We start from the raw sequence: 24,160 nt of genomic DNA on the forward strand, positions 1-24,160 counted from the left end.
CAGGGGACCCGTGACGGACGTACCCGCTTGGGGGTAGGCAGCCGATGACCCAGCAACAGCGCAGATGGCGCGGGGCAGTTGCCGCGGGGGTCGCGGTCTGCCTCGGCTGTCTCGGCGCCTCCGGCTGCTCCGGCGGCGCGGCCGCCGAGGACGCCCGCTCCGCCGACCCCGTCCCCCTGCTGCGGCAGGCCGGCCGGAATCTGGTGGAGGCGGGCACGTCCAGGGCCACGACCTCGATGGAGATGGCCACCGGCGGCACCCGCGTCACCATCCGCGGCCAGGGCGTGTACGACTACGGCAGGCGGCTGGGCCGTCTGAAGGTGACCCTGCCGCAGGACCCGGCGGGCACCAACGAGCACCGCCCCATCATCGAACTCCTCGCTCCCGGCGCCCTGTTCATGAAGAACCGCGGCGCCGGTGTCCCCGCCGACAAGTGGGTCCGCGTCGACACGGCCGGCCTGTCCGACGGCAATCTGGTCACCGGCGGCGCCACCGATCCGTTCACCGCGGCCGAGTTGCTGCGCGGCACGCGCACGGCCGCCTATCTCGGCCGCACCGAGCTGGCGGGCACCGAGGTGCGTCACTACCGCGGCACCGCCGACCTCACGCTCGCCGCGAAGGGCGCGCCGCAGGGCGTACGGGAATCCCTGACGGCGGCGGCGAAAGGGTTCGCCAGCGCCGAGGTCCCGTTCGACGTCTACCTCGACGAACAGGGCCGCATCCGCAAGATCCGACACCGGTTCGACTTCGTGGGCGGAGCGGAAAAAGGCACCGTCGCGGTCGCCTCGACGACGCTGCTCTACGGCTTCGGCGCCCCCGTCGACGTACGCCTGCCGGCGTCCGGGGACATCTACGCGGGGCGGATCGCAGAGCACTAGACCCGGGTCCCGGCACCCGCCCTGAGGATGAGTGACGGGCGTCGAGAACTAGCCCTTCCGTGCCATGCGCGGTGTGTAGGCCGCTCCCTACTCTAGGAAGTCGGTAACGGCAGAGATGAGGTGATGCGCGTGGCTCCGGTCGGCGGTACGGCAGTTCAGGACCACGTGGCCCTCGCCGAGATCGAGCTGTGCGGAGAGTTGATCATCGCGGCCTCGGCCGCGGACGAGCGGCTCAGCCTGGAGAGCATCGACGAGGTGCTGAAAGTGGCCGAGGAGCGCGACGCCTCCGGCGGCTGAGCCGGAGCTCCCGACGTGGGCAGTGTCACGTACGCAGCATCCGGGCAATGGCCTTCGTCGCCTCGTCCACCTTCGCGTCGATCTCGTCACCGCCCCTGAGGGCCGCGTCGGCGACGCAGTGCCGCAGGTGCTCCTCCAGCAGTTGCAGCGCGAAGGACTGCAGCGCCTTGGTGGAGGCGGACACCTGCGTGAGTATGTCGATGCAGTAGACGTCCTCGTCGACCATCCGCTGCAGGCCGCGGATCTGGCCCTCGATCCGGCGCAGGCGCTTGAGGTGCTCGTCCTTCTGCTTGTGGTAGCCGTGCGTGGCGTGCTGCGTGCTCTGCGTGCCGTTCTCGGAGGGCGCCGTCGCGCCGGCCTCGGTGGTCGTCATCGCGTCCTCCTGCAAGACGTGCGGACAGATACCCCAGGTGGGTATATGGTACCGAACTTTGCTGGGTATAGGGCCCTTGGCCAATGCCTTGGGCCGGCCGTCCATGGCCCCCGTGCCGACCACTCTGCCCGATGGGCGACACTGGGGGACGGCCCATTAGCCGTGGCCGGATGATGCACTTAGCATCAGCCTGACCGAAAACCGATGCACCCCGAGGACCCCTTGTGCGCTTTCGTCTGACCCCCAGGGAGACGAGCTTCTACGACATGTTCGCCGCCTCCGCGGACAACATCGTCACGGGCTCGAAGCTCCTGATGGAACTGCTCGGGGCGGACACCTCCGCCCGGGCCGAGATCGCAGAGCGTATGCGGGCCGCGGAACACGCCGGTGACGACGCCACGCACGCGATCTTCCACCAGCTGAACTCCTCCTTCATCACGCCGTTCGACCGCGAGGACATCTACACCCTCGCCGGTTCCCTGGACGACATCATGGACTTCATGGAGGAGGCCGTCGACCTGGTCGTCCTCTACAACGTGGAGGAGCTGCCGAAGGGCGTCGAGCAGCAGATCGAGGTGCTGGCACGGGCGGCGGAGCTCACCGCCGAGGCCATGCCCAACCTGCGCACGATGGACAACCTCACCGAGTACTGGATCGAGGTAAACCGGCTCGAGAACCAGGCGGACCAGATCCACCGCAAGCTGCTCGCGCACCTCTTCAACGGCAAGTACGACGCGATCGAGGTGCTCAAGCTCAAGCAGATCGTGGACGTGCTGGAGGAGGCGGCGGACGCGTTCGAGCACGTGGCCAACACGGTGGAGACCATCGCGGTCAAGGAGTCCTGACCCCTTCATGGACACCTTCGCTCTGGTCGTGACCATCGCGGTCGCGCTCTTCTTCACGTACACCAACGGCTTCCACGACTCGGCGAACGCGATCGCGACGTCGGTCTCGACCCGGGCGCTGACCCCGCGGGCGGCTCTGGCCATGGCCGCGGTGATGAACATGGCGGGCGCCTTCCTGGGCTCCGGCGTGGCCAAGACCGTCAGCGAGGGCCTGATCGCCACGCCGGAGGGCTCGACGGGGATGGCCATCCTCTTCTCGGGCCTGGTGGGGGCGATCACCTGGAACCTCATCACCTGGTACTACGGCCTGCCGTCCTCCTCCTCGCACGCCCTGTTCGGCGGCCTGGTGGGAGCCGCGCTGGCCGGCAGCACGACCGTCCACTGGAACGGCGTGCTCGACAAGGTCGTCATCCCGATGTTCCTGTCGCCGATCGTCGGTCTGATCGTCGGCTACCTGGTGATGCTGGCCATCCTCTGGATCTTCCGCCGGGCCAACCCGCACAAGACCAAGCGCCACTTCCGCATAGCCCAGACCGTCTCCGCGGCCGGCATGGCCCTCGGCCACGGTCTGCAGGACGCCCAGAAGACGATGGGTGTGGTCGTGATGGCACTGGTGATCTCCGGCCACATGACCTTCAGCGACCCGATTCCGGTCTGGGTGAAGATCGTCTGCGCGCTGATGCTGTCGCTGGGCACCTACGCCGGCGGCTGGCGCATCATGCGCACACTGGGCCGCAAGATCATCGAGCTGGACCCCCCGCAGGGCTTCGCCGCGGAGACCACCGGCGCCTCGATCATGTTCACCACGGCCTATCTCTTCAAGGCCCCCATCTCCACCACGCACGTGATCACCTCCGCGATCATGGGTGTGGGCGCGACCAAGCGCGTCAAGGCCGTCCGCTGGGGCGTCGCCAAGAACATCGTCCTGGGCTGGTTCATCACGATGCCGGCCGCCGCCCTGGTGGCCGCGGGCGCCTTCGAACTGGTGGACCTGGTGCTGCTGTAGGGAGCGCCTCCGAAACGACGACGGGCCCGCCCCCGGGAGCCGGGGGCGGGCCCTTCATCGTCCTCGCGGTGGCACCGCCATGCAGCACCGCGAGGGGTCTTGGGGATCAGCCGAAGCGGCCGGAGATGTAGTCCTCCGTCGCCTGGACCGACGGGTTGGAGAAGATCCGCTCGGTGTCGTCGATCTCGATCAGCTTGCCGGGCTGCCCGACCGCCGCGAGGTTGAAGAACGCCGTACGGTCCGAGACGCGCGCCGCCTGCTGCATGTTGTGCGTCACGATGACGATCGTGAAGCGTTCCTTGAGCTCACCGATCAGGTCCTCGATGGCGAGGGTGGAGATCGGGTCGAGGGCGGAGCAGGGCTCGTCCATCAGCAGCACGTTCGGCTCGACCGCGATCGCGCGGGCGATGCACAGACGCTGCTGCTGACCGCCGGAGAGTCCCGAACCGGGCTTGTTCAGCCGGTCCTTGACCTCGTTCCAGAGGTTCGCGCCCTTCAGCGACTTCTCCACGATGTCGCCGAGCTCGTTCTTCTTGTAGTTGCCGTTCAGCCGCAGCCCCGCCGCCACGTTGTCGAAGATCGACATGGTCGGGAAGGGGTTGGGCCGCTGGAAGACCATGCCGACCTCGCGGCGCACGGCCACCGGGTCGATCCCCGGGCCGTACAGGTCCTCGTCGTCCAGCAGGACCTTGCCCTCGACCCGGCCGCCCGAGGTGACCTCGTGCATCCGGTTCAGGGTGCGCAGGAACGTCGACTTGCCGCAGCCGGAGGGGCCGATGAAGGCCGTCACCGAGCGCGGCTCGACCGTCATCGAGATGTCTTCGATCGCCTTGTGGGACCCGTAGTAGGCGGTCAGACCGCTTACGTCGATTCGCTTGGCCATTACTACTTCACTTCCAGTCAGTCGCTGAGGGGGCCGCGGTCAGCGACCGGTCTTCGGGGCCTTCCAGCGCGCGATCGCGCGGGCCACCAGGTTGAGGATCATCACGAAGGCGATCAGGGTGAGCGATGCCGCCCAGGCCCGGTCGTAGGCGTAGTCGTTGCCGGCGGCGTACTGCTGGTAGACGTACAGCGGCAGCGACTGCTGCGGACCCTCGAAGGGGTTGTTGTTGATGAACCGGTTTCCGAACACCAACAGCAGCACAGGAGCCGTCTCGCCCGCGATACGTGCGATGGCCAGCATGATGCCGGTCGTGATGCCGCCGAGGGAGGTCGGCAGGACCACCTTCAGGATGGTGCGCCACTTCGGCACGCCCAGTGCCAGTGACGCCTCCCGCAGCTCGTTCGGGACGAGCTTGAGCATCTCCTCCGTGGAACGCACGACCACCGGCATCATCAGGATGGCCAGGGCCAGCGAGCCGGCGAAGCCGAACGGCTGCATGTCGAAGATCAGCATCAGCGACAGGATGAACAGACCCGCGACGATCGACGGGACACCCGTCATGACGTCGACGAAGAAGGTGACCGCCTGGGCGAGCCGGCCACGGCCGTACTCCACCAGGTAGATGGCGGTCAGCACGCCGATCGGCGCCGCGATCAGCGTGGCGAGGCCGACCTGCTCCAGGCTGCCGATGATGGCGTGGTAGATGCCGCCGCCCGGCTGGGAGTCGGCGGTCAGGCCCATCGAGTGGCTCAGGAAGTAGACGTCGAGGACCTTCACACCGCGTACGACGGTCGTCCAGACGAGGGAGATCAGCGGCACGAGGGCGAGCAGGAAGGCGACCCAGACCAGGCCGGTCGCGATGCGGTCCTTCGCCTGCCGGCGGCCCTCGACCTTGGCGGCGATGCCGTAGGTGGCGACGAGGAAGAGCAGACCCGAGATCAGGCCCCACTGGACCTTGGTGAGCCCGGCACCCACCCCGACCGCGACGGCCACGGCGACGGAGCCGGCGGCGATCGCCCACGGCGACCACTTCGGCAGACTGGCGCCGCGCAGCGTGCTGGGGCGCTTGTCGGCGATGGCGGCGTTGCTCATGCGTTGGCCCCCGAGTACTCCTTGCGGCGGGCGATGATCATGCGGGCCGCGCCGTTGACCAACAGGGTGATGACGAACAGGACCAGACCCGAGGCGATCAGGGCGTCCCGGCCGAACTCGGTCGCCTCGCTGAACTTGCTGGCGATGTTCTGGGCGAAGGTGCCGCCGCCCGGGTTGAGCAGGCTGCCGTGGATCAGGAAGTCCGGGGACAGGACGGTGGCCACGGCCATCGTCTCGCCGAGCGCGCGGCCGAGGCCGAGCATCGAGGCGGAGATCACACCGGAGCGGCCGAAGGGCAGGACGGCCATGCGGATGACCTCCCAGCGCGTGGCGCCGAGGGCCAGGGCGGCCTCTTCGATCATCTGCGGAGCCTGGCGGAAGACCTCGCGACTCACGTTGGTGATGATCGGCAGGATCATGATCGCGAGCAGGATGCCCACGGTGAGCAGCGAGCGCGGGGCGCCCTGGTCCCAGGAGAAGATCCCGGTCCAGCCGAAGAAGTCGTTGAGCCAGCCGAAGAGGCCGGTCATGTGCGGTACGAGGATCAGCGCGCCCCAGAGGCCGTAGACGATGGACGGCACGGCGGCGAGCAGGTCGACCACGTACGCGATGGGACCGCTCAGCCGGCGCGGGGCGTAGTGGGTGAGGAACAGCGCGATGGCCACCGCGACCGGGACCGCGAGGACCATGGCGATGATCGAGGAGACCACCGTGCCGAAGGCCAGGACCGCGATGCCGAAGCTGGGCGGCGTGACGTTGGTGTTCCACTCGAAGGTGGTGAGGAAGTTGCCGTGGTTCTTGCTGAGCGCGAGGGACGCGCGGTAGGTGAGGAAGACCGCGATCGCGGCCATGATCACCAACAGGAAGATGCCCGACCCACGGGACAGACCGAGGAAGATCCGGTCTCCGGGTCGGGTCGCGCCGCGGGCGTTGCGCTTCAGCTCGGCCTCGGTCGGCTGCGGGACGGGGGGTGGGGCGTCGGTTATCTGTGTTGATGTGTCCATCGGGTTCTCCGGTCTGCGGAACCGCACCCTGTGCGGTTCTGCGAAGCCGTACGACTGGTACGGCTCGTGGCGGCGGTGCACCGGACGGTGTGGTCCGGTCCCGGATCAGGTCCGGGACCGGACCACACGCTCAGATCAGTTCAGGCCCTCGATGGTGGTGCGGACCTTGGCGATGATGTCGGCGGGGATGGGGGCGTACTTGAGGCCGGACAGAACGTTCTGGCCGTCCTCGGAGGCGATGTAGCGCAGGAACGCCTTGGTCGCCGGGAGGGTGTCGGACTTGTTGCCCTTGTCGCAGACGATCTCGTACGTGACCAGGGTGATCGGGTAGGCGCCGTCGGCCTTGGTGTTGTAGTTCAGCTGCAGCGACAGGTCCTTGCCCGTGCCCACGACCTTGGCGTCGGCGATGGCCTTGGAGGCGGAGTCGCTGCTCGGGGCGACCGGCGCGCTGGCACCGGTGTTGATGCTGACGGCGTTGACACCGTCGGCGACGTAGGACAGCTCGAAGTAGCCGATGGAGCCGTTGGTCTGCTTGACCTGGGCGGCCACACCGGAGGACTGGGCGGCGGCCTGGCCACCCTTGGCCTGCCATGCCTTGCCACCGGAGTAGGGCCAGTCGCTCTTGGCGGTGGCGATCAGGTACTTGGTGAAGTTGTCCGTGGTGCCGGACTCGTCCGAGCGGTGGAAGGCCTGGATCTTCAGGTGCGGAAGCTTCGCGGAGGGGTTCAGCTTCTTGATGGCCGCGTCGTCCCAGTAGGCGATCTTGCTGTTGAAGATCTTCGCCAGGGTCGGGGCGTCGAGGACCAGGTTGCTCACGCCGGACAGGTTGTAACCGACCGCGATCGGGCCGCCGACCATCGGCAGGTCGATGCCCTGGCCGCCGGAGCAGACCTTCTTGGAGGCGGTGACCTCTTCGGGCTTCAGCGCCGAGTCGGAGCCGGCGAACGCCAGCTGGCCCTGGGTGAAGGAGGTGACACCGGCGCCGGAGCCGCCCGCCTTGTAGTTGATCTGCACACCGCAGGCCTTGGAGAACTGGGCCACCCAGGCGTCGATCGCGTTCTTCTGCGCGGACGAGCCGTCGGACAGCAGCTGGCCCTTGGCGTTGTCGCACTTGATGGAGCTGGCGCCCGTCGTCGCCGAAGCGCTGCTGCCACCGCTGCCCGAGCTGGTGTCGTCCGAGCCGCACGCCGTGAGGACCAGGGCGCCGGAAGCGGCGAGGGCACCGAGGGCGAGGGCCCGCCGGTTCATGCGCTGAAGCTTCACTGTGAAAGAGTTCCTTCCAGGAGCCGCCGTCCTGAATCCGGCGGCGTGCGAGGGTTGCGAAGTCTCGGTGACACGGACCGCCTCTGCGAGGCATGACCGCATCTCGTAGGGCCGAAATTAGGCAGATCAGGTGAAGGCGCCGATGGCCACAAATGAACGCGAGGTGAACCCCTGCAGACGTTGTGGTTAGGTCACGGAATGCTCACGGGGAGGGCACGTGGAGGTCCCGGCCCCACAGTGACACAGCGGTGACACTCCCGGTGGAACGTACGGGTCCGGCGAGCCGTCTCGTTCCCCGAGAGCCAACGGGAGGCAGAACATGGAACGGCGTGCATTCATCGGTGGCGGCGCGGCCGCGATATCCGGCGTGGCCCTGGCGGCGTGCAAGGGCACCGGAACAGCGGGCGCCACCTCCTCGAACGCCACGCCCGCCACGGCCACCGGCTCCTCCGGTACGACGGTGATGTCGGCTTCCGCCGCGAACTGGAGCGCGCTCGCCCACGACCTCGACGGCACGCTGGTGCGCCCGGGAGACGCCAAGTGGGCCACCGCCCACCAGCTGTACAACACCCGCTTCGACGGTCTGAAGCCCGCGGCGGTCGCCTATGTCGCACACACGGACGACATCCGGACAACCCTCTCCTACGCCCGCACCCACGGCCTCCGGGTCGCCATCCGCAACGGCGGCCACTCCTACGCGGGCTGGTCCTCGGGCAACGGCAAGCTGATCCTCGATGTCTCCCGGCTGAACGGAATCCGCGTCGGCGGCGGCGAGGCCGTCGTGGGCGCCGGCTCCAAGCTGATCGACGTCTACCGCGGCCTCACGGCCAAGGGAGTGACGATCCCGGCGGGCTCCTGCCCCTCGGTCGGCGTCTCGGGCCTGGTCCTCGGCGGCGGCCACGGTGTGGTCTCCCGGGCGTACGGCCTGACCTGCGACAGCCTCACCCAGGCGACGCTGATCACGGCCGACGGCAGGCAGTTGACCGCGAACGCCAGCGAGAACAAGGACCTGTTCTGGGCCCTGCGCGGGGCGGGCAACGGCAACTTCGGCGTCGTGACGGAACTGCGCTTCAAGACCCACCCGGCGCCGCAGGCGGTGTCGGCGTACGTCACCTGGCCCTGGTCGAAGGCGGCCGCCGTGCTGCGGGCCTGGCAGGAGTGGGGCCCGGACCAGCCGGACGAGATCTGGTCCTCCTGCCACCTGGAGAACGGCGGCTCGCCCAGCGTCTCCGTGGCCGCCTTCTCCCTCGGCACCTACGGCGAACTCCAGAACGCCCTGGACCGCCTGGCCTCGAAGGTGGGGTCCGCGGCCCGCGGCGTCACGCTCAGGCGGCACTCGTACGAGGGCGCGATGGAGGCCTACGCGGGCTGCTCGTCGTTCCCCACCGCCGCCCAGTGCCACCTCCCCGGCTCCACGCCGGGCCGCAACCCGCAGGGCGCGCTGGGCCGCGAGACCTACGCGGCCCGGTCGGACTTCTTCGACCGCTCGATCTCCTCGGCGGGCATCCAGACCCTGCTGCGGCAGATCTCCTCGGTCCAGGGCGGCGCGGGCAGCATCGCGCTGACGGCCCTCGGCGGCGCGGTCAACCGCGTCTCCCCCACGGCCACCGCCTTCGTGCACCGCCGCAGCCGCATGCTGGCCCAGTACATAGCGTCCTGGCGCCCCGGCACGACGGGCACCGCGGCCCAGTCCTGGCTCACTCACGCCCACGACGCGATGAAGCCCTACGCCTCCGGCGCGGCCTACCAGAACTACACGGACCCGACCCTGACGGACTGGCGCAAGGCGTACTACGGCGACGCGGCGGCGAAGCTGGCGACCCTGAAGAAGCAGTACGACCCGAACCGCTTCTTCACCTACCCGCAGGCGCTGTAGAGCCCCGGAGGCCTACGCCGCCAGGTCGCGTTCCTCCGACTCGACGTCCTTGCGGGCGCCGGGGAGCACGGTGTCCCGGCCCGTACCGGGCCGGCGGCGGCTGCGGACGACCCAGCCGCCCCAGGCGGACCCCTCGACGGCCTTCATCAGCGGCGTGAGCAGGGCCATGGCCAGGGGCGACAGCAGCAGGGCCACGGCCGTCCCGAGCGCGAACCCGCCGACGACGTCCGTCGGATAGTGCACGCCCATGTAGACGCGGCAGAACCCCTCGAGCAGCGCCAGCGCGATCCCGGCGATGCCGAACTTGCGGTTGGCGACGAACAGCCCGACCCCGATGGCCATGGTGATCGTGGCGTGGTCGCTCACGAACGAGTAGTCGGTCTTGCCGGACACCAGGACATCGAGCCCCTGGTGTTGAAGGAACGGCCGCGGCCGCTCGACGAAACCCCTTATCGGCACGTTCACCAGGACCGCGATCCCGGCGGCGATCGGCGTCCACACCAGCGCGGCCACGGAGGAGGCGGCGTCCTCCGCGCCCCGCCGCCGCACCGACCACCAGCACCACAGCACGAGCAGCACCATGGCCAGCAGCAGCCCGTACTCGCCGACGAACTCCATGCCCCGGTCGAACCAGTGCGGGGCGTCCTTGGCCAGTCCGTTGATGTCGTAGAGCAGGTCGACGTCGGGGTTCGACCCGGATTCAGCGAGTCCAGCCATCGTGCCGCGGCCCCTTCGTCGTTGCTTCGGGCACTCGCGTGCGCCACTACGTCAACAGGAACGCACGGTCCCGCTTACTACGTTCCACACTCCACCGAATGATCACGCAGACGTTATCGAAGAGAGACCCGTTGCCCCAGCTCAGGGGGTGGTTTCACGCTCGGTTCACACCGTGGTCGGCAATGCTTTCGCGCCATCTTCGGTGACCCGGGTTGCCCCGAAGTACTCGGAAGTGTCGATCGGGTCGAACCGGATCACGGCGCCCGTTCGCGGCGCGTCGATCATGTACCCACCGCCGACATAAATGCCGACATGGTGGATGGCCCGGGAGTCGGTCGGATCCTTCGAGAAGAACACGAGGTCTCCGGGCAGCAGTTCGTCGCGCTTGGGGTGCGGTCCGGCGTTGTACTGGTCGTTGGCCACCCGCGGGAGGGTGACGCCGACACTCTCGTACGCCGCCTTCGTCAGCCCGGAGCAGTCGAAACGCCCGCCGTCCGCGGCGGTGCCGTTGCCGCCCCACAGGTAGGGCGTGCCCAGCTTCTTCTGCGCGTAGTAGATGGCGCCGGCCGCCTGTTGGCTGGGGTCCACCCGGGTCACGGGCGCCGCGAAGCTCTCCTCGAGCGTGGTGATCGTCTTGACGTAGTTCTGGGTCTCCCGGTACGGCGGCACGCCCCCGTACTTGATCACCGCGTACGCGCCGGCGTTGTACGACGCGAGCATGTTTTCGGTCGGATTCCCGGGTACGTCCTTCACGTACGAGGCGAGTTTGCAGTCGTACGACGCGGCGGACGGGATGGCGTCCTGCGGGTCCCACACGTCCTTCTTGCCGTCACCGTTGCCGTCGATGCCGTGCGTGGCCCAGGTCCCGGGGATGAACTGCGCTATCCCCTCGGCCGCGGCCCCGCTCCTGGCGTTCGGGTTGAACCCGCTCTCCTGGTACAGCTGGGCGGCGAGCAGCGCCGGGTTGATGGCGGAGCACAGGTTGCCCCACTTCTGCACGATGGCCGCGTAGGCGGCGGGCACCGAGCCCTTGGCGAGCGCCTTGGTCCCCCCGCCCACCCCGTTGAGGATGTTCCCGGCGACCAGGTAGACGCCGACGACGAGCAGCATCACGAAGGCCAGGGCGGAGCCGACAGCGGCCGTCGCGATGATCCACGCCTTACGCACCGTCAACCGCCCCTCGCCGCCCGGGAGTCGTAGCCCAGGTCAGTGTAGGGGCGTGCGCTGTGTTCCGGAATGATCACGCGGGGTCTTCGACCCCATTGGTCTCACGGATCGGCCGTGGCGTCCCGGTAGAGCTCGGCGGCCTCGGTCCCCAGCACCACGCTGTAGGAGACGTCGTCGGTGGAGCCACCCTCCTCGTGCCCGCCCAGCACCCCGACGACCTGCCCGTCCCCGTTCACCCAGGGACTGCCGCTGGTACCGCCGCTGAGGGCGGGGCACTCGATCCGCTGCTGCGTGGGGCTGTGCGCGGTCGGCTTGTTGGTGCAGCTGACCGGTACCTCACGGGAGTTGGGATACCCGGTGACGGTGACGGCGGTGGCTCCGGTGGCCGTACCGGCGACGAACCGATTGCCCCCGACGACGTCCTCGACGCCCTTTCCGTCCCGCTCCCCCAGCACGGCGAAGGCGACGTCGCTGTCCTCGTCCTGCCCCTTGGCCCACCCGTCGGGCAGGAACCGCTTGCGCACGCTCCACACCCCGTACGGGGCCTTCCCGTCCCGGTATCCGGGCACGAAGATCAGGTCGCCGTCCCCGTCCAGGCAGTGCGCGGCGGTGACGACGAGGTCGCGGCCCGGACTGTGCACGACGGAGGCGGTGCAGAAGTGTCCGCCGGCGAGCTTGCCGGCCCGGTCGGCCCCGAAGAGGGCCCCGACTCTCTCGGTCGGTCCGCCCGCCGCCGCGACGGCGGTGACGCCGAACGGCCCGGGCCCGTCGTCGGCGGCCGCCAGAGAGGCCGAGGTGACGGCCGGCACGAGCAGCACGACGGCCGCGAACACGGGGCGGGAAACCCGCCTGCCAATGCGTGAGGTGCGCTTCATCGGCAACCACTGTGGCCGACGAAGGTGAGAAAAGAGTCTGCCGTTCACCGAGATATCTCCGTGAACGGCGGCTTCCTGGGCGGGACGCTCGACGACACGGCCATGACATCCACGGTACGGCGGCGCCGCCGACCTCGCCTCCCGGCCCGTGCGACCGCCGCCCTCACCGGTCCGGTCAACGCGCGTCAAGCTGTGGTTTTGCTGTGCTCATGGTCAAACGGCGCCCATCCCCCGGCCATCCCGCCGCCATCGGGCAGCAATCCCGCAACCCCCTTCGGTAATGCGGAAGTCAGGATTCCGAAACGCTCTTGTTTGTCGCGTACTCAACAAGCGATGGTCTTTCGCGGGCCGCCGCCCCCACCGGCCACCTCACCGGTGGCCCCCACCCGCAGGCCCCTGCCCCACCTCACACAGGAGGCTGTACGTTGCGTACGTCCACCCCCAACTCCCCCCACATATCAGGCAGATGGCGCAGAGCCGGCTCGGCCGCCGCGGCCACCGCGGCCCTGCTCATCGCCGGCCTCGGCACCGCGGCCCACGCCGACGCCGCCCCGCGGGCCACCGCGCCCAAGGTGAGCGCCCGGACGATCGCCGCCCAGGTCGCCAAGGCCCACGTGCAGTACGAGAAGGCGGCCTGCGGCGCCACCCCGAAGAAGGGGTACGCCGCCTGCGACGCCCTCCGCGTCACCGGCGGCACCACCGCCTACATGGAGAAGCAGGCGGCGCTGAAGGGCATCGCCCCGAAGACCGTCAAGCCGAACGCGGCCACCGACTCGCCGACCGGCTACGGCCCGAGCGACATCCAGTCGGCGTACGGCCTGACCGACGCGGCCTCCTCCAACGGCTCCGGCCAGACCGTCGCCATCGTCGACGCCTACGACGACCCGAACGCCGAGGAGGACCTGGCCACCTACCGCGACTACTACGGCCTGTCCGCCTGCACCACCGACAACGGCTGCTTCACCAAGGTCTCCCAGACCGGCTCCACGACCTCCCTGCCCTCCGCCGACAGCGGCTGGGCCGGCGAGATCTCCCTCGACCTCGACATGGTCAGCGCGACCTGCCCCAACTGCAACATCCTGCTCGTCGAGGCCAAATCGGCGTCCGACGCCAACCTGGGCACGGCGGTGAACGAGGCGGTCAAGCTGGGCGCCGGGTTCGTCTCCAACAGCTACGGCGGCAGCGAGTCCTCTTCCGACACGACGTACGACTCCTCGTACTACAAGCACCCGGGCGTCGCCATCACCGCCAGCGCGGGCGACAGCGGCTACGGCGCCGAGTACCCGGCCGCCTCGAAGTACGTGACCGCGGTCGGCGGCACCAAGCTCTCCACCTCCTCCAACAGCCGCGGCTGGACGGAGAGCGTGTGGAACACCTCCAGCACCGAGGGCACCGGCTCCGGCTGCTCCTCCTATGACGCCAAGCCCAGCTGGCAGACCGACACCGGCTGCTCCAAGCGCATGATCGCCGACGTCTCGGCCGTGGCCGACCCCGCCACGGGCGTCTCGGTCTACGACTCCTACGGCTCCGACGGCACCGGCTGGAACACCTACGGCGGCACCAGCGCCTCGTCCCCGATCATCGCCTCGGTCTACGCGCTGGCCGGCACCCCCGGCAGCAGCGACTACCCGGCCCAGTACCCGTACAACGCGGCCGGCACCTCCGCCCTCAACGACGTCACCAGCGGCAGCAACGGCTCCTGCTCGACCGCCTACTTCTGCACCGCCCGATCCGGCTACGACGGCCCGACCGGCTGGGGCACCCCGGAGGGCCTGGACGCCTTCACGGGCTGAGCACCACCGCCCAGGACCTCCCCGACGGGTCACCGGGGAGCCGCCCGAGTGAGGAGTACGTGGGGTCTCCTCGGCGGCACACGAGGAGGACGGGTCACGGCAGCCGGCCGTGACCCGTCCTCCCGTTCTCAGTACCATGCCCCGGCAGCACATCCGGTACATGACACCCACGGGGGAAACCACATGAAGCGCACTCTCGCAGTCCTGCTCACCGTCGCCGCGCTCACCGCACCGCTGGCCGGCTGCAGCAAGCCGAAGCCCGTCACCGGCACGGTCGTCAGCAAGGACACCGACCACGAGTGCAAGACGAAGAAGAAGGGCAAGAAGAGGACCCGCAGCTGCCACACCGAGTACGAACTGACGGTCCGTACGAAGGCCGGCAAGGAGGAAGAGGTGGACGTCAGCAGCAGCGCGTACAGCCTCTGCGCCGAGGGCCTGAACTACCCGAAGTGCACCAAGCGCTAGCGGTCGCGCACCGGCCCGCCCATGCAACTCCATTGAGCGGCCTGTGCGTTGGGTAAAGGGCCGAAACAGGTTCAGTAATCCGGAAGTCAGGATTCCATAAGCCTCTTGTTGTCGCGTACTCAACAAGCGACAGTCGTCGCGGGCCGCCGCCCTCCGCCGGGGAACGTACCGGCGGATCGCACCCGCACCGCCCCTGTTCCACCCCACCCAGGAACATCAGGAGGCTGCACGATGCGTTCCACTCCCCCCAACAGACCTGTGCGCAGGGGCCTGCGCCGCGCCGGGGCCGCGGCGATCGCGGCCGCCGCGCTCGTCTTCGCCGGCTTCGGCACCGCCGTCCAGGCCGACGCGGCCACCGTCTCGTCGAAGGTGACCTGGACGGCCACCCCCTGCGCCACTCCGAAGCACCAGGGCGAACTGGCCTGCAACTCCTACCGCGTGACCGGCGGCCTCACCGCCTTCCAGAAGCAGCAGGCGGCGAGGACCGGCGTCACGCCCAAGGCCGCCGACGCCGCCACGCCCTCCGGCTACGGCCCCACGAACCTCCAGTCGGCCTACGGCCTGACCTCCGCCGCCGCCTCCAACGGCTCCGGCGAGACCATCGCCATCGTCGACGCGTACAACGACCCGAACGCCGAGTCCGACCTCGCCACCTACCGCTCGTACTACGGCCTCTCCGCCTGCACGACCGCCAACGGCTGCTTCAAGAAGGTCAGCCAGACCGGCTCCACGACCTCGCTGCCCTCCAGCGACGCCGGCTGGTCCGAGGAGATCTCCCTCGACCTCGACATGGCCTCGGCCGTCTGCCCGAACTGCAACATCCTGCTCGTCGAGGCCACCAGCGCCACCATGGCCAACCTCGGCAAGGCGGTGAACGAGGCCGTCACCCTCGGCGCGAAGTACGTCTCCAACAGCTACGGCGGGAGCGAGTCCTCCTCCGACACCTCGTACGACTCCTCGTACTTCAACCACCCGGGCGTCGCCATCACCGTCTCCGCCGGCGACAGCGGCTACGGCGCCGAGTACCCGGCCGCCTCCCGCTACGTCACCTCGGTCGGCGGTACGGCCCTGAAGACCTCCTCCACCACCCGCGGCTGGACCGAGACCGTCTGGAAGACCTCCAGCACCGAGGGCACCGGCTCCGGCTGCTCCTCCTACGACACCAAGCCGAGCTGGCAGACCGACACCGGCTGCTCCAAGCGCACGATCTCGGACGTCTCGGCCGTGGCCGACCCCGCGACCGGCGTCTCGGTCTACGACTCCTACGGCGTCACCGCCGGCTGGTACACCTTCGGCGGTACGAGCGCCTCCGCGCCCATCATCGCCGCCGTCTACGCCCTCGCCGGCACCCCGTCGTCCTCCTCCTACCCGGCCTCCTTCCCCTACACGAAGGCCGGCACCTCGGCGCTGAACGACGTGACCAGCGGCAACAACGGCAGCTGCAGCACCACCTACCTGTGCACCGCCCAGACGGGCTACGACGGCCCGACCGGCTGGGGCACCCCGGAAGGAGTCTCCGCCTTCACGGGCTGACTCTCCGTCACCGAGGGAGCGAGCCGCGGCCGGTATGGGTCGCGGCTCCTCCGCGTGCCCGGGTTACCCTTCACCCGGAGAACATCGGCGCGACACCTCACCCGACCAGCCGTCAGAACCGGCCCAGGTCACAGAAGGGGTCAACGACTGAACCACACACAGGTTCCGCTCAGGCCTCATTGCCCGGCGTGACCTGCCGTGATACACAGAGTGACCGAGCGTGCTTTTCGTACGAAACCCGCCAAGCAATGACGCCAAGTCGACATACGACCGCGGCATTGTCGGCGAGAATGAGCCTGACCTCTGCACACCCGGCAGAGGGAACTGCGGAACTACCCACCAGGGGCGGTGACTTACATGCTCTTTGCGGCCGACAAGGGAGACATCAACACCATCATCGGCGGGATCGCTCCGGACTGGGGCCCCTTCGGCAGCCTGGGCAACGAGGCCAAGGTCATGATCGAGGTCGTGATGGCGGTCGCCATCCTGCTCTGTCTGGGCATCGCGGTCTGGGGCGCGGCCAAGCAGCGCATCGGCGCGACCGCCCTGCGGGACACCTTCAGCGCGGAGCAGGGCAAGGGCCTCATCATCGCCGGCCTCACCGGCGTATTCATCATCGGCTCCCTGGGCACGCTCTTCACCATCGTGTACGGCATGGCCGTCTAGCAGACGTTCCCTCCTCCCCCACCCGCCCGTCGTGCTCCCCGGCCGAGGTTGCGTTTCCCTGATGTCGAGTCACCACACCGCGCCCGCGCGGCTTCCAGCACGGCTACCGTCGTATGTCTACGAGGTGGAGAGGGCGTACGCGGCATGAGTCTCGGAGACGAGGGGCAGACCCGGACCCGTCTGCCCGACGGCGGCAGCGACGTGTACGGGGGCGCGCGGAGAGGCGGCCGCACGTCGTCCCGGAGCCTGGTCACGGTGGTCGGCGTGGTGGTCCTCCTCATCGCCGCGATCGCCTTCGCGAACCGCGGAGGAGACGATTCCTCTTCGACGAGCGGCACCGCGGACAAGCCGAACAGCGCACCGACCGCGGCCAGCGGGACGAAGCCGGTGCAGGGGCGGACGGCCGGGATCCCGACTGGGTACGCGCACGACCAGCAGGGGGCACAGAGCGCGGCTGCCAACTACGCGGTTGCGCTCGGTTCCACCGGCATGTTCACCGAGTCCACTCGGCATCAGATCGTGAACACGGTCTATGCCCCCGACGTGGCGGCCACACGCCTGTCCGCCACCGACAGCGCGTACTCGAACGAGAAGTTCCTGACCAACATCGGCCTGGACAAGAACGGCTCGGCCCCGAGCGGCCAGACCTTCGTCTCCCGGATCATCCCGGTCGGAACCAAGACGACGTCGTCCAGCGCCACCGCCGCCACCGTCGAGGTCTGGTACACCTCCCTCTTCGGCCTGTCCGGCGTCAGCTCGACCAATCCGGTGTCCGAGAGCTGGTACACCACCACGTACCAGCTGAAGTGGGTCGGCAACGACTGGAAAGTCACAGACTTCCAGCAGAAGGACGGCCCCGTGCCGGTCGGGCGGGACCAGAAGGCCTCCACTGCCGACGACATGACGAAGGCCGTCGAGGAGTACGGAGGCTTCACGTATGCGCGCTAACCACCGCTTCCTCAAGGTCACGGCCGTCCTCGCCGCCGTACAGACCACCGCTGTTCTGCTTGCCACGCATGCCGTCGCCGCACCCACGCCCAGCCCGACGACGAGCAATGACCCCTGTGACCTCATCCGAGGCCCCGCCAAGGACTACTGCGAACGCGGCAACAACGACAAAGGCACCAGTGGGTCCACCTCCCTCGACCCGACCTCCACCCTGGATCCCCTCTCCTCCCTCGCCAAGGGCTGTGCCAAAGCCGCCTCCTGGACCATCGACAAGCTCAGTGAGGCCGTGAAGGAGACCGCGAACGTCGACTTCACGAACCAGAAGTTCCTCCAGCAGTACGCGGTCGTCTTCGCGGCGTCGACGATCCTCACCCTCGTGCTCTGGCTCCTGGCCGTGGCCAAGCGAGCCGTCAGGGGCGTTCCGCTCACCACGGCCATCTCGGAGGCCGTCGGCTTCCTCTGGCTGACGGTCCTGGCGTCGGCGTTCACGCCGCTGATCCTCTACACCGTCGTATCGGCGGCCGACGGCGTCACCGACGTCCTCGCGAAGGCCACCGGCGACCAGACCGACGTCTTCTTCGGCACCTTCTCCGGCGCCCTCAACAAGGGCACCGACATCGGCGGCGGCCCCATCATGCTGATCGTCGTGTCACTGGTCAGCATCCTCGCCGCCGGCGTCCTCTGGCTGGAGCTGGTCATCAGAGCGGCGCTCCTCTACGTCGGCGCGCTCCTCGGCACCGTCGTCTACGCCGGCCTGGTCGACAAGAACCTCTGGGGCCACGTCCGCCGCTGGGCGGGCATCATGATCGCCGTCATCCTGGTCAAGCCGATCATCGTGATCGTGCTGGGCCTCGCCGGCGCGCTCTCCTCCGCCAACGGCCCCGACTCCTTCTCCGCCGTCGTCTCCGGCCTCGCCATCATCCTGCTGGCCATCTTCGCCAGCGCGATGATCTACCGCTTCGTCCCCGGCTTCGGCGACGAGATCGCCAGCGGCCGTAACAACCGCATCATGCAGGGCGCCGAGGGCAAGGCCGCGGCCGTCATCAGCTCCCCGGCGAACATGGTCGCGCAGGGCATCAAGACCCACAGCACCCGGGCCAACGACAACGGAGGCGGCGGCCAGTCGTCCTCCGGCGGCGGCCCCCGGCCGGCCAACCCGGTCAGCGGCGGCGTAGCCGCCCACAGCACCCGCACCCCGACCGGTGGTGGCGGCGGAACTGTCCCCTCCGCCGCACCCGCACCCCGTTCGGCGAGCCCGGTGAACACCCCGCATGCCAGCAACACCCGCAACAGCAGTACCAACCGCACGGGAGGTGAAGGGCGTTGACGACCGAGTCCCACCTGTCCCATCCGGTCACGCCCCGCCGTACGTATCTCATCGGCCGCGCCCGGCCGAACGCGATCGTCGGCCGGAACCGCGAGTCCGGCGAGATCGCGCTGATCATCGTGGGCGCGTTCCTCGGCATGATGTGCGGGCTCCTCGTCCCGGTCCTCTCCCTGCGCATCGTGCTGCTGATGGGCTTCCCGCTGCTCGCGCTCGCGGCGGTCTACGTGCCGTACAAGCACCGCACGTTCTACAAGTGGTTCGAGATCAACCGCAGTTACAAGCGCACCCTGAAGCAGGGCACCGTCTACCGCTCCGGCGTCATGGAGGCCGGCACGCGCATCGACGGCCGCGAGATCGAGATCGGCCCGCCGCCCGGCATCGGCCGCATCAACTGGCTCGCCGCCCCCTTCGGGCCCGACGAGATCGCCGTACTGCTGCACGCGGACCGCAGGACCGTCACCGCCGCCATCGAGATCGAGGGCCCCGGCGTCGGCCTGCGCGACTCCGAGGACCAGGAAGCCCTCGTCGACCGCTTCGGCACCCTCCTCAAGCACGTCGCCAACGGCGACGGCTTCGTCACCCGCCTGCAGATGCTCGCCCGCACCCTGCCCGCCGACCCCGACGCCCACGCCAAGGACGTCTCCGTCCGCGGCGACGACAAGGCGCCGGGCTGGCTGCAGCAGTCGTACGACCAGTTGCAGTCCATGGTGTCCACCAGCAGTGAGCAGCACCGCGCCTACCTGGTCGCCTGCATGCACTACACCCGCGAACTGGCCGCGGAGGCCCAGGCGATGGCGCGGGCGGCCCGCCCGCACAACGGCCGCAAGGTCGACCGGGACGCGGGTCTGGCTGTCGTCATGGCCCGCGAGCTGACGGACATCTGCTCGCGCCTGCAGGAGGCCGACATCCGCGTCCGCCAGCCCCTCGGCCAGGGCCGCCTCGCCTCCCTCATCCACTCCATGTACGACCCCGACCACCCCATCGACCACATCCAGGCGATGACCAAGCGCAACGCCTGGCCGGCCGAGCTAGACGCCATGGAGCCCACGTACCTCCAGGCGAAGACACGGGAGTCCTCCACCCGCGCCCCCTGGTGCCACGCCACCGCCTGGGTGAAGGAGTGGCCGATGACCCCGGTGGGCGTCAACTTCCTGGCCCCGCTGCTGGTCCACACCCCGGACGTCATCCGTACGGTCGCCGTCACGATGGACCTCGAACCCACCGAGGTCGCCATCGAACGCATGCTGACGGAGAAGACCAACGACGAGGCGGAAGCGAGCCGCGCCGCCAAGATGAACCGCACCGTCGACCCCCGCGACGTGGCCGCCCACACCCGCCTCGACCAGCGCGGCGAGGACCTCGCGAGCGGCGCCGCCGGCGTCAACCTGGTCGGCTACATCACCGTCTCCTCCCGCTCTCCCGAGGCGCTGGCCCGCGACAAGCGGACCATCCGCGCCTCGGCCGGAAAGTCGTACCTGAAGCTGGAGTGGTGCGATCGCGAGCACCACCGTGCCTTCGTGAACACGCTTCCGTTCGCCACCGGCATTCGAAGGTAGGGGCTGATTCGCCGATGCGGGATCCGCTGTCCGTCCTCACCGACGCCTTCACCTCCTTCCTCTTCGGGAAGGTCGAGACGACCCGCCTGCCCGTGCGCACGTCCACCGGCCAGGCCCAGGCGGTCTACCTGCCGACGGCCGCCCCCGGCCTCGGCGACTCGGGCGTGATCATCGGCCGCGAGGTCTACTCGGGCAAGGGCTACATCTACGACCCCTTCCAGCTCTACGGCCAGCAGCTGCCCGCCCCGCACTGGCTCGTCCTCGGCGAGTCCGGCAACGGCAAGTCGGCCCTGGAGAAGACCTACGTCCTCAGGCAGCTGCGCTTCCGCGACCGCCAGGTCGTCGTCCTCGACGCACAGGGCGAGGACGGCGTCGGCGAGTGGAACCTCATCGCGGAGGAGCTGGGGATAACTCCCATCCGGCTGGACCCGATGGCCGCCCTCGACCACGGCATCCGGCTCAACCCCCTCGACCCCTCGATCACGACCACCGGCCAGCTCGCGCTGCTCCGGACGATCATCGAGGTCGCGATGGGCCACGGCCTGGACGAACGCGCCGGCTTCGCCCTCAAGGTCGCGCACGCCTACGTCAACGAGACGATCGTCGAACGCCAGCCGATCCTCACGGACATCGTCGAGCAGCTACGGCACCCGGAGCCGGAGTCGGCCGAGGCGATGAACGTCGACATAGAGGACGTACGGGCATGGGGCCTGGACGTGGCGCTGGTGCTGGACCGGCTCGTCGACGGTGACCTGCGCGGCATGTTCGACGGCCCGACGACGGTCGGCATCGACCTGGACGCGCCGCTGATCGTCTTCGACCTGTCCCACATCGACCGCAACTCCATCGCCATGCCGATCCTGATGGCGATCGTCGGCGTGTGGCTGGAGCACACCTGGATCCGCCCCGACCGGAAGAAGCGCGTCTTCCTGGTCGAGGAGGCCTGGCACATCATCAGCAGCCCCTTCGTGGCGCAGCTGTTCCAGCGGCTGCTGAAGTTCGGGCGCCGGCTGGGCCTGTCCTTCGTTGCGGTCGTCCACCACCTGTCCGACGTCGTCGACGGCGCGGCGGCCAAGGAGGCCGCCGCGATCCTGAAGATGGCGTCGACCCGGACGATCTACGCCCAGAAAGCCGACGAAGCCCGCGCGACGGGCCGGGTCCTGGGCCTGCCCCGGTGGGCGGTGGAGATCATCCCCACCCTCACCCCCGGTATCGCTGTCTGGGACGTCAACGGCAACGTCCAGGTGGTCAAACACCTCGTCACCGAGACGGAACGCCCTCTCGTCTTCACCGACCGCGCGATGACGGAGTCCTCCAGCGACCTGGCCGACGACGCCCTGCGCGCCGCCGAACTGGAGGCGGAGGAGCGGGCGGCGGCCTTCGTGGAACAGCACCTGAGCGACTTCGACGACTCGTCCGAATCGACGGTGGCGTAGCGGGAGGCGGACGTGGTCAGACCGGACGACCGGCGACGACGGGACGACCGGGAGAGCCAGGGCGGCATCCCGGACGGCCTGTTGGTCGGCCTGCTCGCCTTCCTCCTCGGCATGACCCTGCTGGTGTGGTCGGCGACGGGGCTTGCGGGCCTGTTCGCCCGCGGCTCCTGGCCGCACGGCGTGACCTTCACCCGTACGCCCCTCGCCATGCGCCACCTCATCGGCCACCCGCACGACATCACCGGCGCCTGGCCGGACACCCCTCAGACACAGCTTTCCGGGTACGGGCTGTTCTGGGGCCTGTTCATCGGTCAGCTCATGGTGCTGTTCGTGCTGACCGTGTTCCTCATGGGCACGGTGGCCAGATGGCGGGCCGGCCGTATGAGGCGGCGCCTGGAGCGGGCGGCGGCACTCGAAAGGCCCACGGCGGCGGTCACCGTACCCGAGCTCGAACCGGAGGCACGGCCACTGCCCAGGCCGGCGGAGATCCACGAGGTGCCGGTTCCCCGAGCCGAACCCCTCCTGCCCCAGCCGACGGAGGTGCTGCAGCACCCCACCGTCCCCCTGGTCCACTACGGCCCACCCGCGAGCCGCCAGGCGGCGGCCACGCAGGCCGTACGGGACGCGGAGGGCCCCGCCGTGGTCGTCACGTCCAACCCCACCGTGTGGCAGGACACCAAGGACGCCCGGGCCAAGCTGGGCCCCGTCCACCTCTACGACCCCACCCACCTCTGCGACACCCCGGCCCGCCTCCACTGGTCCCCCACGGCGGGCTGCGAGGAGAAGCAGACGGCCACGGAGAGGGCGGCCGCGATACTCGCCCCCATCCGCCCCACGGCCAAACTCGACGAGGCCCTGTCGACCACCGCGGAAACGCTCCTGCGGACCTATCTGCACGCCGCCGCGGTCGACGGCCGCACCATCCGCCACGTCCACCGCTGGTCCCAGGGCACCCAGGTGCAGGACGCGGTCCGCATCCTCCGTACGAACCCCAAGGCGTCCCCCGGCTCCGCGGGCGAACTCGAGGCCGCGCTCACCGCCCACCCCGAACGCCGCGACATGGCCCAGGAACTGACGAGCAGAGCCCTTTCGGCCCTCTTCACGGTGAACATCCGCGAGGCCTGCACCCCCAACCGAACCGACGCCCTCGCCTTGGATTCCTTCGTCCACGAAGGGGGCACGCTTTATGTAGTGGGGGAATCCATCGAGGACCCCAGGACCAATCCAGGCGCGATGCCTCTCCTGACGGCCCTCGTCTCCAGCGTGGTCGAGCGTGGCCGGCGCATGGCCGAACGGTCATCCTCCGGTCGCCTCGACCCACCACTTTCGCTCGTCCTCGACGACGTGGCCGCCGTGGCCCCGCTCCCGCAGCTGCCGGAGCTGCTGGCCGCCGGAGCGGACCGGGGCCTGCCGACGCTGGCCCTCCTCCGCTCCCGGGAACAGGGCCGCGCCCGCTGGCCGCACGACGAACTGCCGGTCTAGTCGGTCAGAGCGCCTCACGCTCATCGCGCTCAACGGCGAACTCCAGCTCCAACTGTCCCGGGGCCGCCGTCAACGGCACGGTCACGCCGGTGGGCGCGAAGCCGACCTTCCGATACAGCCGCTGTGCCCGCCCATTGTCCTCGTGCACGATGAGCCGCACCCGCTCGGCACCCTGCGCCCAGGCCCACTCCAGACCGGCCTCGAACAACACCTCGGTCAGCCCGATGCCACGGTGTTCGGGCCGCACGAACACGCCGACGACATGCCCCTGCCGCCGCTCGATCGGAAACCCGGCCCAGTCAGTGGACCCGGCCTCCTCCATCAGCACGGTGAGCGTCCCGACCCATTCGCCGTCCGGCCCCTCGGCAATGATCTGCTGCGCTCCGGACGACCCCTCGGCCCCGCCGGCCGCACGCTCCTGCCAGAAGGCATCCGACCTGGCCGCAGCCTGCTCGTAGGTCTCCAGGAAGGCGAGGTGCGCGACGGGGTCCTGAAGAGAGGCGAGCCGCAGCGCCTTCACCTCACGCCACTCGTCGGCGCGTATGGAACGGACTTTGTAGGTCATGCCAGCAACGGTAGCCGAAACGCAGAAAACCCCCGGACCGGTATCCCCGGCCGGGGGTTTTCTCAAAAATTGTTCGGCGGCGTCCTACTCTCCCACAGGGTCCCCCCTGCAGT

At 69.2% G+C, this 24,160-nt stretch carries 23 protein-coding genes; 14 read left to right on the plus strand and 9 right to left on the minus strand.

Annotation, left to right across the window (positions count from 1 at the left end; translation table 11 throughout):
• The first annotated feature begins 44 nt into the window (after positions 1-44).
• A complete protein-coding gene (locus ACIGDI_RS26260) occupies positions 45-878 on the plus strand; it encodes a hypothetical protein (RefSeq protein ID WP_399901084.1) in 834 nt (277 codons plus the stop codon).
• Positions 879-1,001: 123 nt separating this feature from the next.
• On the plus strand, positions 1,002-1,175 hold the full coding sequence (locus ACIGDI_RS26265) for a hypothetical protein (protein WP_399901087.1): 174 nt from the start codon (positions 1,002-1,004) through the stop codon (positions 1,173-1,175).
• A gap of 25 nt (positions 1,176-1,200) precedes the next feature.
• Here ACIGDI_RS26265 and ACIGDI_RS26270 read toward each other — a convergent pair whose 3' ends face one another.
• Positions 1,201-1,548, minus strand: a complete 348-nt coding sequence (locus ACIGDI_RS26270) for a metal-sensitive transcriptional regulator (RefSeq protein ID WP_351560457.1) — start codon at positions 1,546-1,548, stop codon at positions 1,201-1,203.
• 224 nt (positions 1,549-1,772) lie between these two features.
• On the opposite strand from ACIGDI_RS26270, the gene ACIGDI_RS26275 reads away from it, so the two are divergent.
• Both ACIGDI_RS26275 and ACIGDI_RS26280 read left to right on the plus strand, forming a co-directional pair.
• The gene (locus ACIGDI_RS26275) at positions 1,773-2,393 is read left to right on the plus strand and encodes a DUF47 domain-containing protein (RefSeq protein WP_058924499.1); all 621 of its coding nucleotides are present in this window, start codon (positions 1,773-1,775) and stop codon (positions 2,391-2,393) included.
• 7 nt (positions 2,394-2,400) lie between these two features.
• Positions 2,401-3,399, plus strand: a complete 999-nt coding sequence (locus ACIGDI_RS26280) for an anion permease (protein WP_399901090.1) — start codon at positions 2,401-2,403, stop codon at positions 3,397-3,399.
• 106 nt (positions 3,400-3,505) lie between these two features.
• Here the strand turns inward: ACIGDI_RS26280 and pstB are convergent, their stop codons facing one another.
• From pstB to pstS, 4 genes are all read right to left on the minus strand, one after another.
• Positions 3,506-4,282 (minus strand): phosphate ABC transporter ATP-binding protein PstB, encoded by a 777-nt coding sequence (gene pstB, locus ACIGDI_RS26285; protein ID WP_399901093.1) that lies wholly within the window; start codon positions 4,280-4,282, stop codon positions 3,506-3,508.
• Between the two features lie 39 nt (positions 4,283-4,321).
• Positions 4,322-5,374, minus strand: a complete 1,053-nt coding sequence (gene pstA / locus ACIGDI_RS26290) for a phosphate ABC transporter permease PstA (protein WP_399901096.1) — start codon at positions 5,372-5,374, stop codon at positions 4,322-4,324.
• Positions 5,371-6,378, minus strand: coding sequence for a phosphate ABC transporter permease subunit PstC (gene pstC / locus ACIGDI_RS26295; RefSeq protein ID WP_399901099.1), 1,008 nt, complete (start codon positions 6,376-6,378; stop codon positions 5,371-5,373). Before pstC ends, pstA begins: the two co-directional genes overlap by 4 nt.
• A gap of 135 nt (positions 6,379-6,513) precedes the next feature.
• Positions 6,514-7,641 carry a phosphate ABC transporter substrate-binding protein PstS gene (gene pstS / locus ACIGDI_RS26300; RefSeq protein WP_399901102.1) on the minus strand — a complete coding sequence of 376 codons (1,128 nt, stop codon included), beginning with the start codon at positions 7,639-7,641 and terminating at the stop codon, positions 6,514-6,516.
• 319 nt (positions 7,642-7,960) lie between these two features.
• On the opposite strand from pstS, the gene ACIGDI_RS26305 reads away from it, so the two are divergent.
• The gene (locus ACIGDI_RS26305) at positions 7,961-9,517 is read left to right on the plus strand and encodes an FAD-binding oxidoreductase (RefSeq protein ID WP_399901104.1); all 1,557 of its coding nucleotides are present in this window, start codon (positions 7,961-7,963) and stop codon (positions 9,515-9,517) included.
• A 12-nt stretch (positions 9,518-9,529) separates the two neighbouring features.
• On the opposite strand, the gene ACIGDI_RS26310 is transcribed toward ACIGDI_RS26305, so the two are convergent.
• From ACIGDI_RS26310 to ACIGDI_RS26320, 3 genes are all read right to left on the minus strand, one after another.
• Positions 9,530-10,234, minus strand: a complete 705-nt coding sequence (locus tag ACIGDI_RS26310) for a phosphatase PAP2 family protein (protein WP_399901107.1) — start codon at positions 10,232-10,234, stop codon at positions 9,530-9,532.
• Between the two features lie 165 nt (positions 10,235-10,399).
• Complete coding sequence (locus ACIGDI_RS26315) at positions 10,400-11,407, minus strand: NlpC/P60 family protein (protein ID WP_399901110.1); 1,008 nt, start codon at positions 11,405-11,407, stop codon at positions 10,400-10,402.
• A 95-nt stretch (positions 11,408-11,502) separates the two neighbouring features.
• Positions 11,503-12,276, minus strand: a complete 774-nt coding sequence (locus ACIGDI_RS26320) for a trypsin-like peptidase domain-containing protein (protein ID WP_399901113.1) — start codon at positions 12,274-12,276, stop codon at positions 11,503-11,505.
• Between the two features lie 425 nt (positions 12,277-12,701).
• On the opposite strand from ACIGDI_RS26320, the gene ACIGDI_RS26325 reads away from it, so the two are divergent.
• The 9 genes from ACIGDI_RS26325 (at position 12,702) to ACIGDI_RS26365 (ending at position 23,482) form a co-directional block, all read left to right on the plus strand.
• Complete coding sequence (locus tag ACIGDI_RS26325) at positions 12,702-14,069, plus strand: peptidase S8 (protein WP_399901116.1); 1,368 nt, start codon at positions 12,702-12,704, stop codon at positions 14,067-14,069.
• Positions 14,070-14,252: 183 nt separating this feature from the next.
• Positions 14,253-14,534 carry a hypothetical protein gene (locus ACIGDI_RS26330; protein ID WP_399901119.1) on the plus strand — a complete coding sequence of 94 codons (282 nt, stop codon included), beginning with the start codon at positions 14,253-14,255 and terminating at the stop codon, positions 14,532-14,534.
• A gap of 231 nt (positions 14,535-14,765) precedes the next feature.
• Positions 14,766-16,067 carry a peptidase S8 gene (locus tag ACIGDI_RS26335; RefSeq protein WP_399901122.1) on the plus strand — a complete coding sequence of 434 codons (1,302 nt, stop codon included), beginning with the start codon at positions 14,766-14,768 and terminating at the stop codon, positions 16,065-16,067.
• Between the two features lie 357 nt (positions 16,068-16,424).
• Complete coding sequence (locus ACIGDI_RS26340) at positions 16,425-16,733, plus strand: hypothetical protein (RefSeq protein ID WP_014673544.1); 309 nt, start codon at positions 16,425-16,427, stop codon at positions 16,731-16,733.
• Between the two features lie 144 nt (positions 16,734-16,877).
• Positions 16,878-17,681 (plus strand): hypothetical protein, encoded by an 804-nt coding sequence (locus ACIGDI_RS26345; RefSeq protein WP_399901125.1) that lies wholly within the window; start codon positions 16,878-16,880, stop codon positions 17,679-17,681.
• Positions 17,671-19,008 (plus strand): hypothetical protein, encoded by a 1,338-nt coding sequence (locus ACIGDI_RS26350; RefSeq protein WP_399901128.1) that lies wholly within the window; start codon positions 17,671-17,673, stop codon positions 19,006-19,008. The genes ACIGDI_RS26345 and ACIGDI_RS26350 overlap by 11 nt, the downstream gene beginning before the upstream one ends.
• Entirely contained in the window at positions 19,005-20,564 is a 1,560-nt protein-coding gene (locus ACIGDI_RS26355; protein WP_200702808.1) for an SCO6880 family protein, read from the plus strand. Before ACIGDI_RS26350 ends, ACIGDI_RS26355 begins: the two co-directional genes overlap by 4 nt.
• Positions 20,565-20,578: 14 nt before the next feature.
• Complete coding sequence (locus tag ACIGDI_RS26360; RefSeq protein ID WP_399901132.1) at positions 20,579-22,000, plus strand: ATP-binding protein; 1,422 nt, start codon at positions 20,579-20,581, stop codon at positions 21,998-22,000.
• A 12-nt stretch (positions 22,001-22,012) separates the two neighbouring features.
• Complete coding sequence (locus ACIGDI_RS26365) at positions 22,013-23,482, plus strand: type VI secretion protein (protein ID WP_399901135.1); 1,470 nt, start codon at positions 22,013-22,015, stop codon at positions 23,480-23,482.
• A gap of 4 nt (positions 23,483-23,486) precedes the next feature.
• Here ACIGDI_RS26365 and ACIGDI_RS26370 read toward each other — a convergent pair whose 3' ends face one another.
• Entirely contained in the window at positions 23,487-24,047 is a 561-nt protein-coding gene (locus ACIGDI_RS26370) for a GNAT family N-acetyltransferase (protein WP_399901138.1), read from the minus strand.
• Positions 24,048-24,160 lie beyond the last annotated feature (113 nt).

It is taken from the genome of Streptomyces sp. NPDC085900, from assembly GCF_044540925.1.
Lineage (GTDB): Bacteria > Actinomycetota > Actinomycetes > Streptomycetales > Streptomycetaceae > Streptomyces > Streptomyces gilvifuscus.

Coding starts and splice junctions, on each gene's coding strand:
- ACIGDI_RS26260 (WP_399901084.1), top strand. CDS start 45: ATGACCCAGCAACAGCGCAGATGGCGCGGGGCAGTTGCCGCGGGGGTC.
- ACIGDI_RS26265 (WP_399901087.1), top strand. CDS start 1,002: ATGCGCGTGGCTCCGGTCGGCGGTACGGCAGTTCAGGACCACGTGGCC.
- ACIGDI_RS26270 (WP_351560457.1), bottom strand. CDS start 1,548: ATGACGACCACCGAGGCCGGCGCGACGGCGCCCTCCGAGAACGGCACG.
- ACIGDI_RS26280 (WP_399901090.1), top strand. CDS start 2,401: ATGGACACCTTCGCTCTGGTCGTGACCATCGCGGTCGCGCTCTTCTTC.
- pstB (WP_399901093.1), bottom strand. CDS start 4,282: ATGGCCAAGCGAATCGACGTAAGCGGTCTGACCGCCTACTACGGGTCC.
- pstA (WP_399901096.1), bottom strand. CDS start 5,374: ATGAGCAACGCCGCCATCGCCGACAAGCGCCCCAGCACGCTGCGCGGC.
- pstC (WP_399901099.1), bottom strand. CDS start 6,378: ATGGACACATCAACACAGATAACCGACGCCCCACCCCCCGTCCCGCAG.
- ACIGDI_RS26305 (WP_399901104.1), top strand. CDS start 7,961: ATGGAACGGCGTGCATTCATCGGTGGCGGCGCGGCCGCGATATCCGGC.
- ACIGDI_RS26310 (WP_399901107.1), bottom strand. CDS start 10,234: ATGGCTGGACTCGCTGAATCCGGGTCGAACCCCGACGTCGACCTGCTC.
- ACIGDI_RS26320 (WP_399901113.1), bottom strand. CDS start 12,276: ATGAAGCGCACCTCACGCATTGGCAGGCGGGTTTCCCGCCCCGTGTTC.
- ACIGDI_RS26330 (WP_399901119.1), top strand. CDS start 14,253: ATGAAGCGCACTCTCGCAGTCCTGCTCACCGTCGCCGCGCTCACCGCA.
- ACIGDI_RS26335 (WP_399901122.1), top strand. CDS start 14,766: ATGCGTTCCACTCCCCCCAACAGACCTGTGCGCAGGGGCCTGCGCCGC.
- ACIGDI_RS26340 (WP_014673544.1), top strand. CDS start 16,425: ATGCTCTTTGCGGCCGACAAGGGAGACATCAACACCATCATCGGCGGG.
- ACIGDI_RS26345 (WP_399901125.1), top strand. CDS start 16,878: ATGAGTCTCGGAGACGAGGGGCAGACCCGGACCCGTCTGCCCGACGGC.
- ACIGDI_RS26350 (WP_399901128.1), top strand. CDS start 17,671: ATGCGCGCTAACCACCGCTTCCTCAAGGTCACGGCCGTCCTCGCCGCC.
- ACIGDI_RS26360 (WP_399901132.1), top strand. CDS start 20,579: ATGCGGGATCCGCTGTCCGTCCTCACCGACGCCTTCACCTCCTTCCTC.
- ACIGDI_RS26370 (WP_399901138.1), bottom strand. CDS start 24,047: ATGACCTACAAAGTCCGTTCCATACGCGCCGACGAGTGGCGTGAGGTG.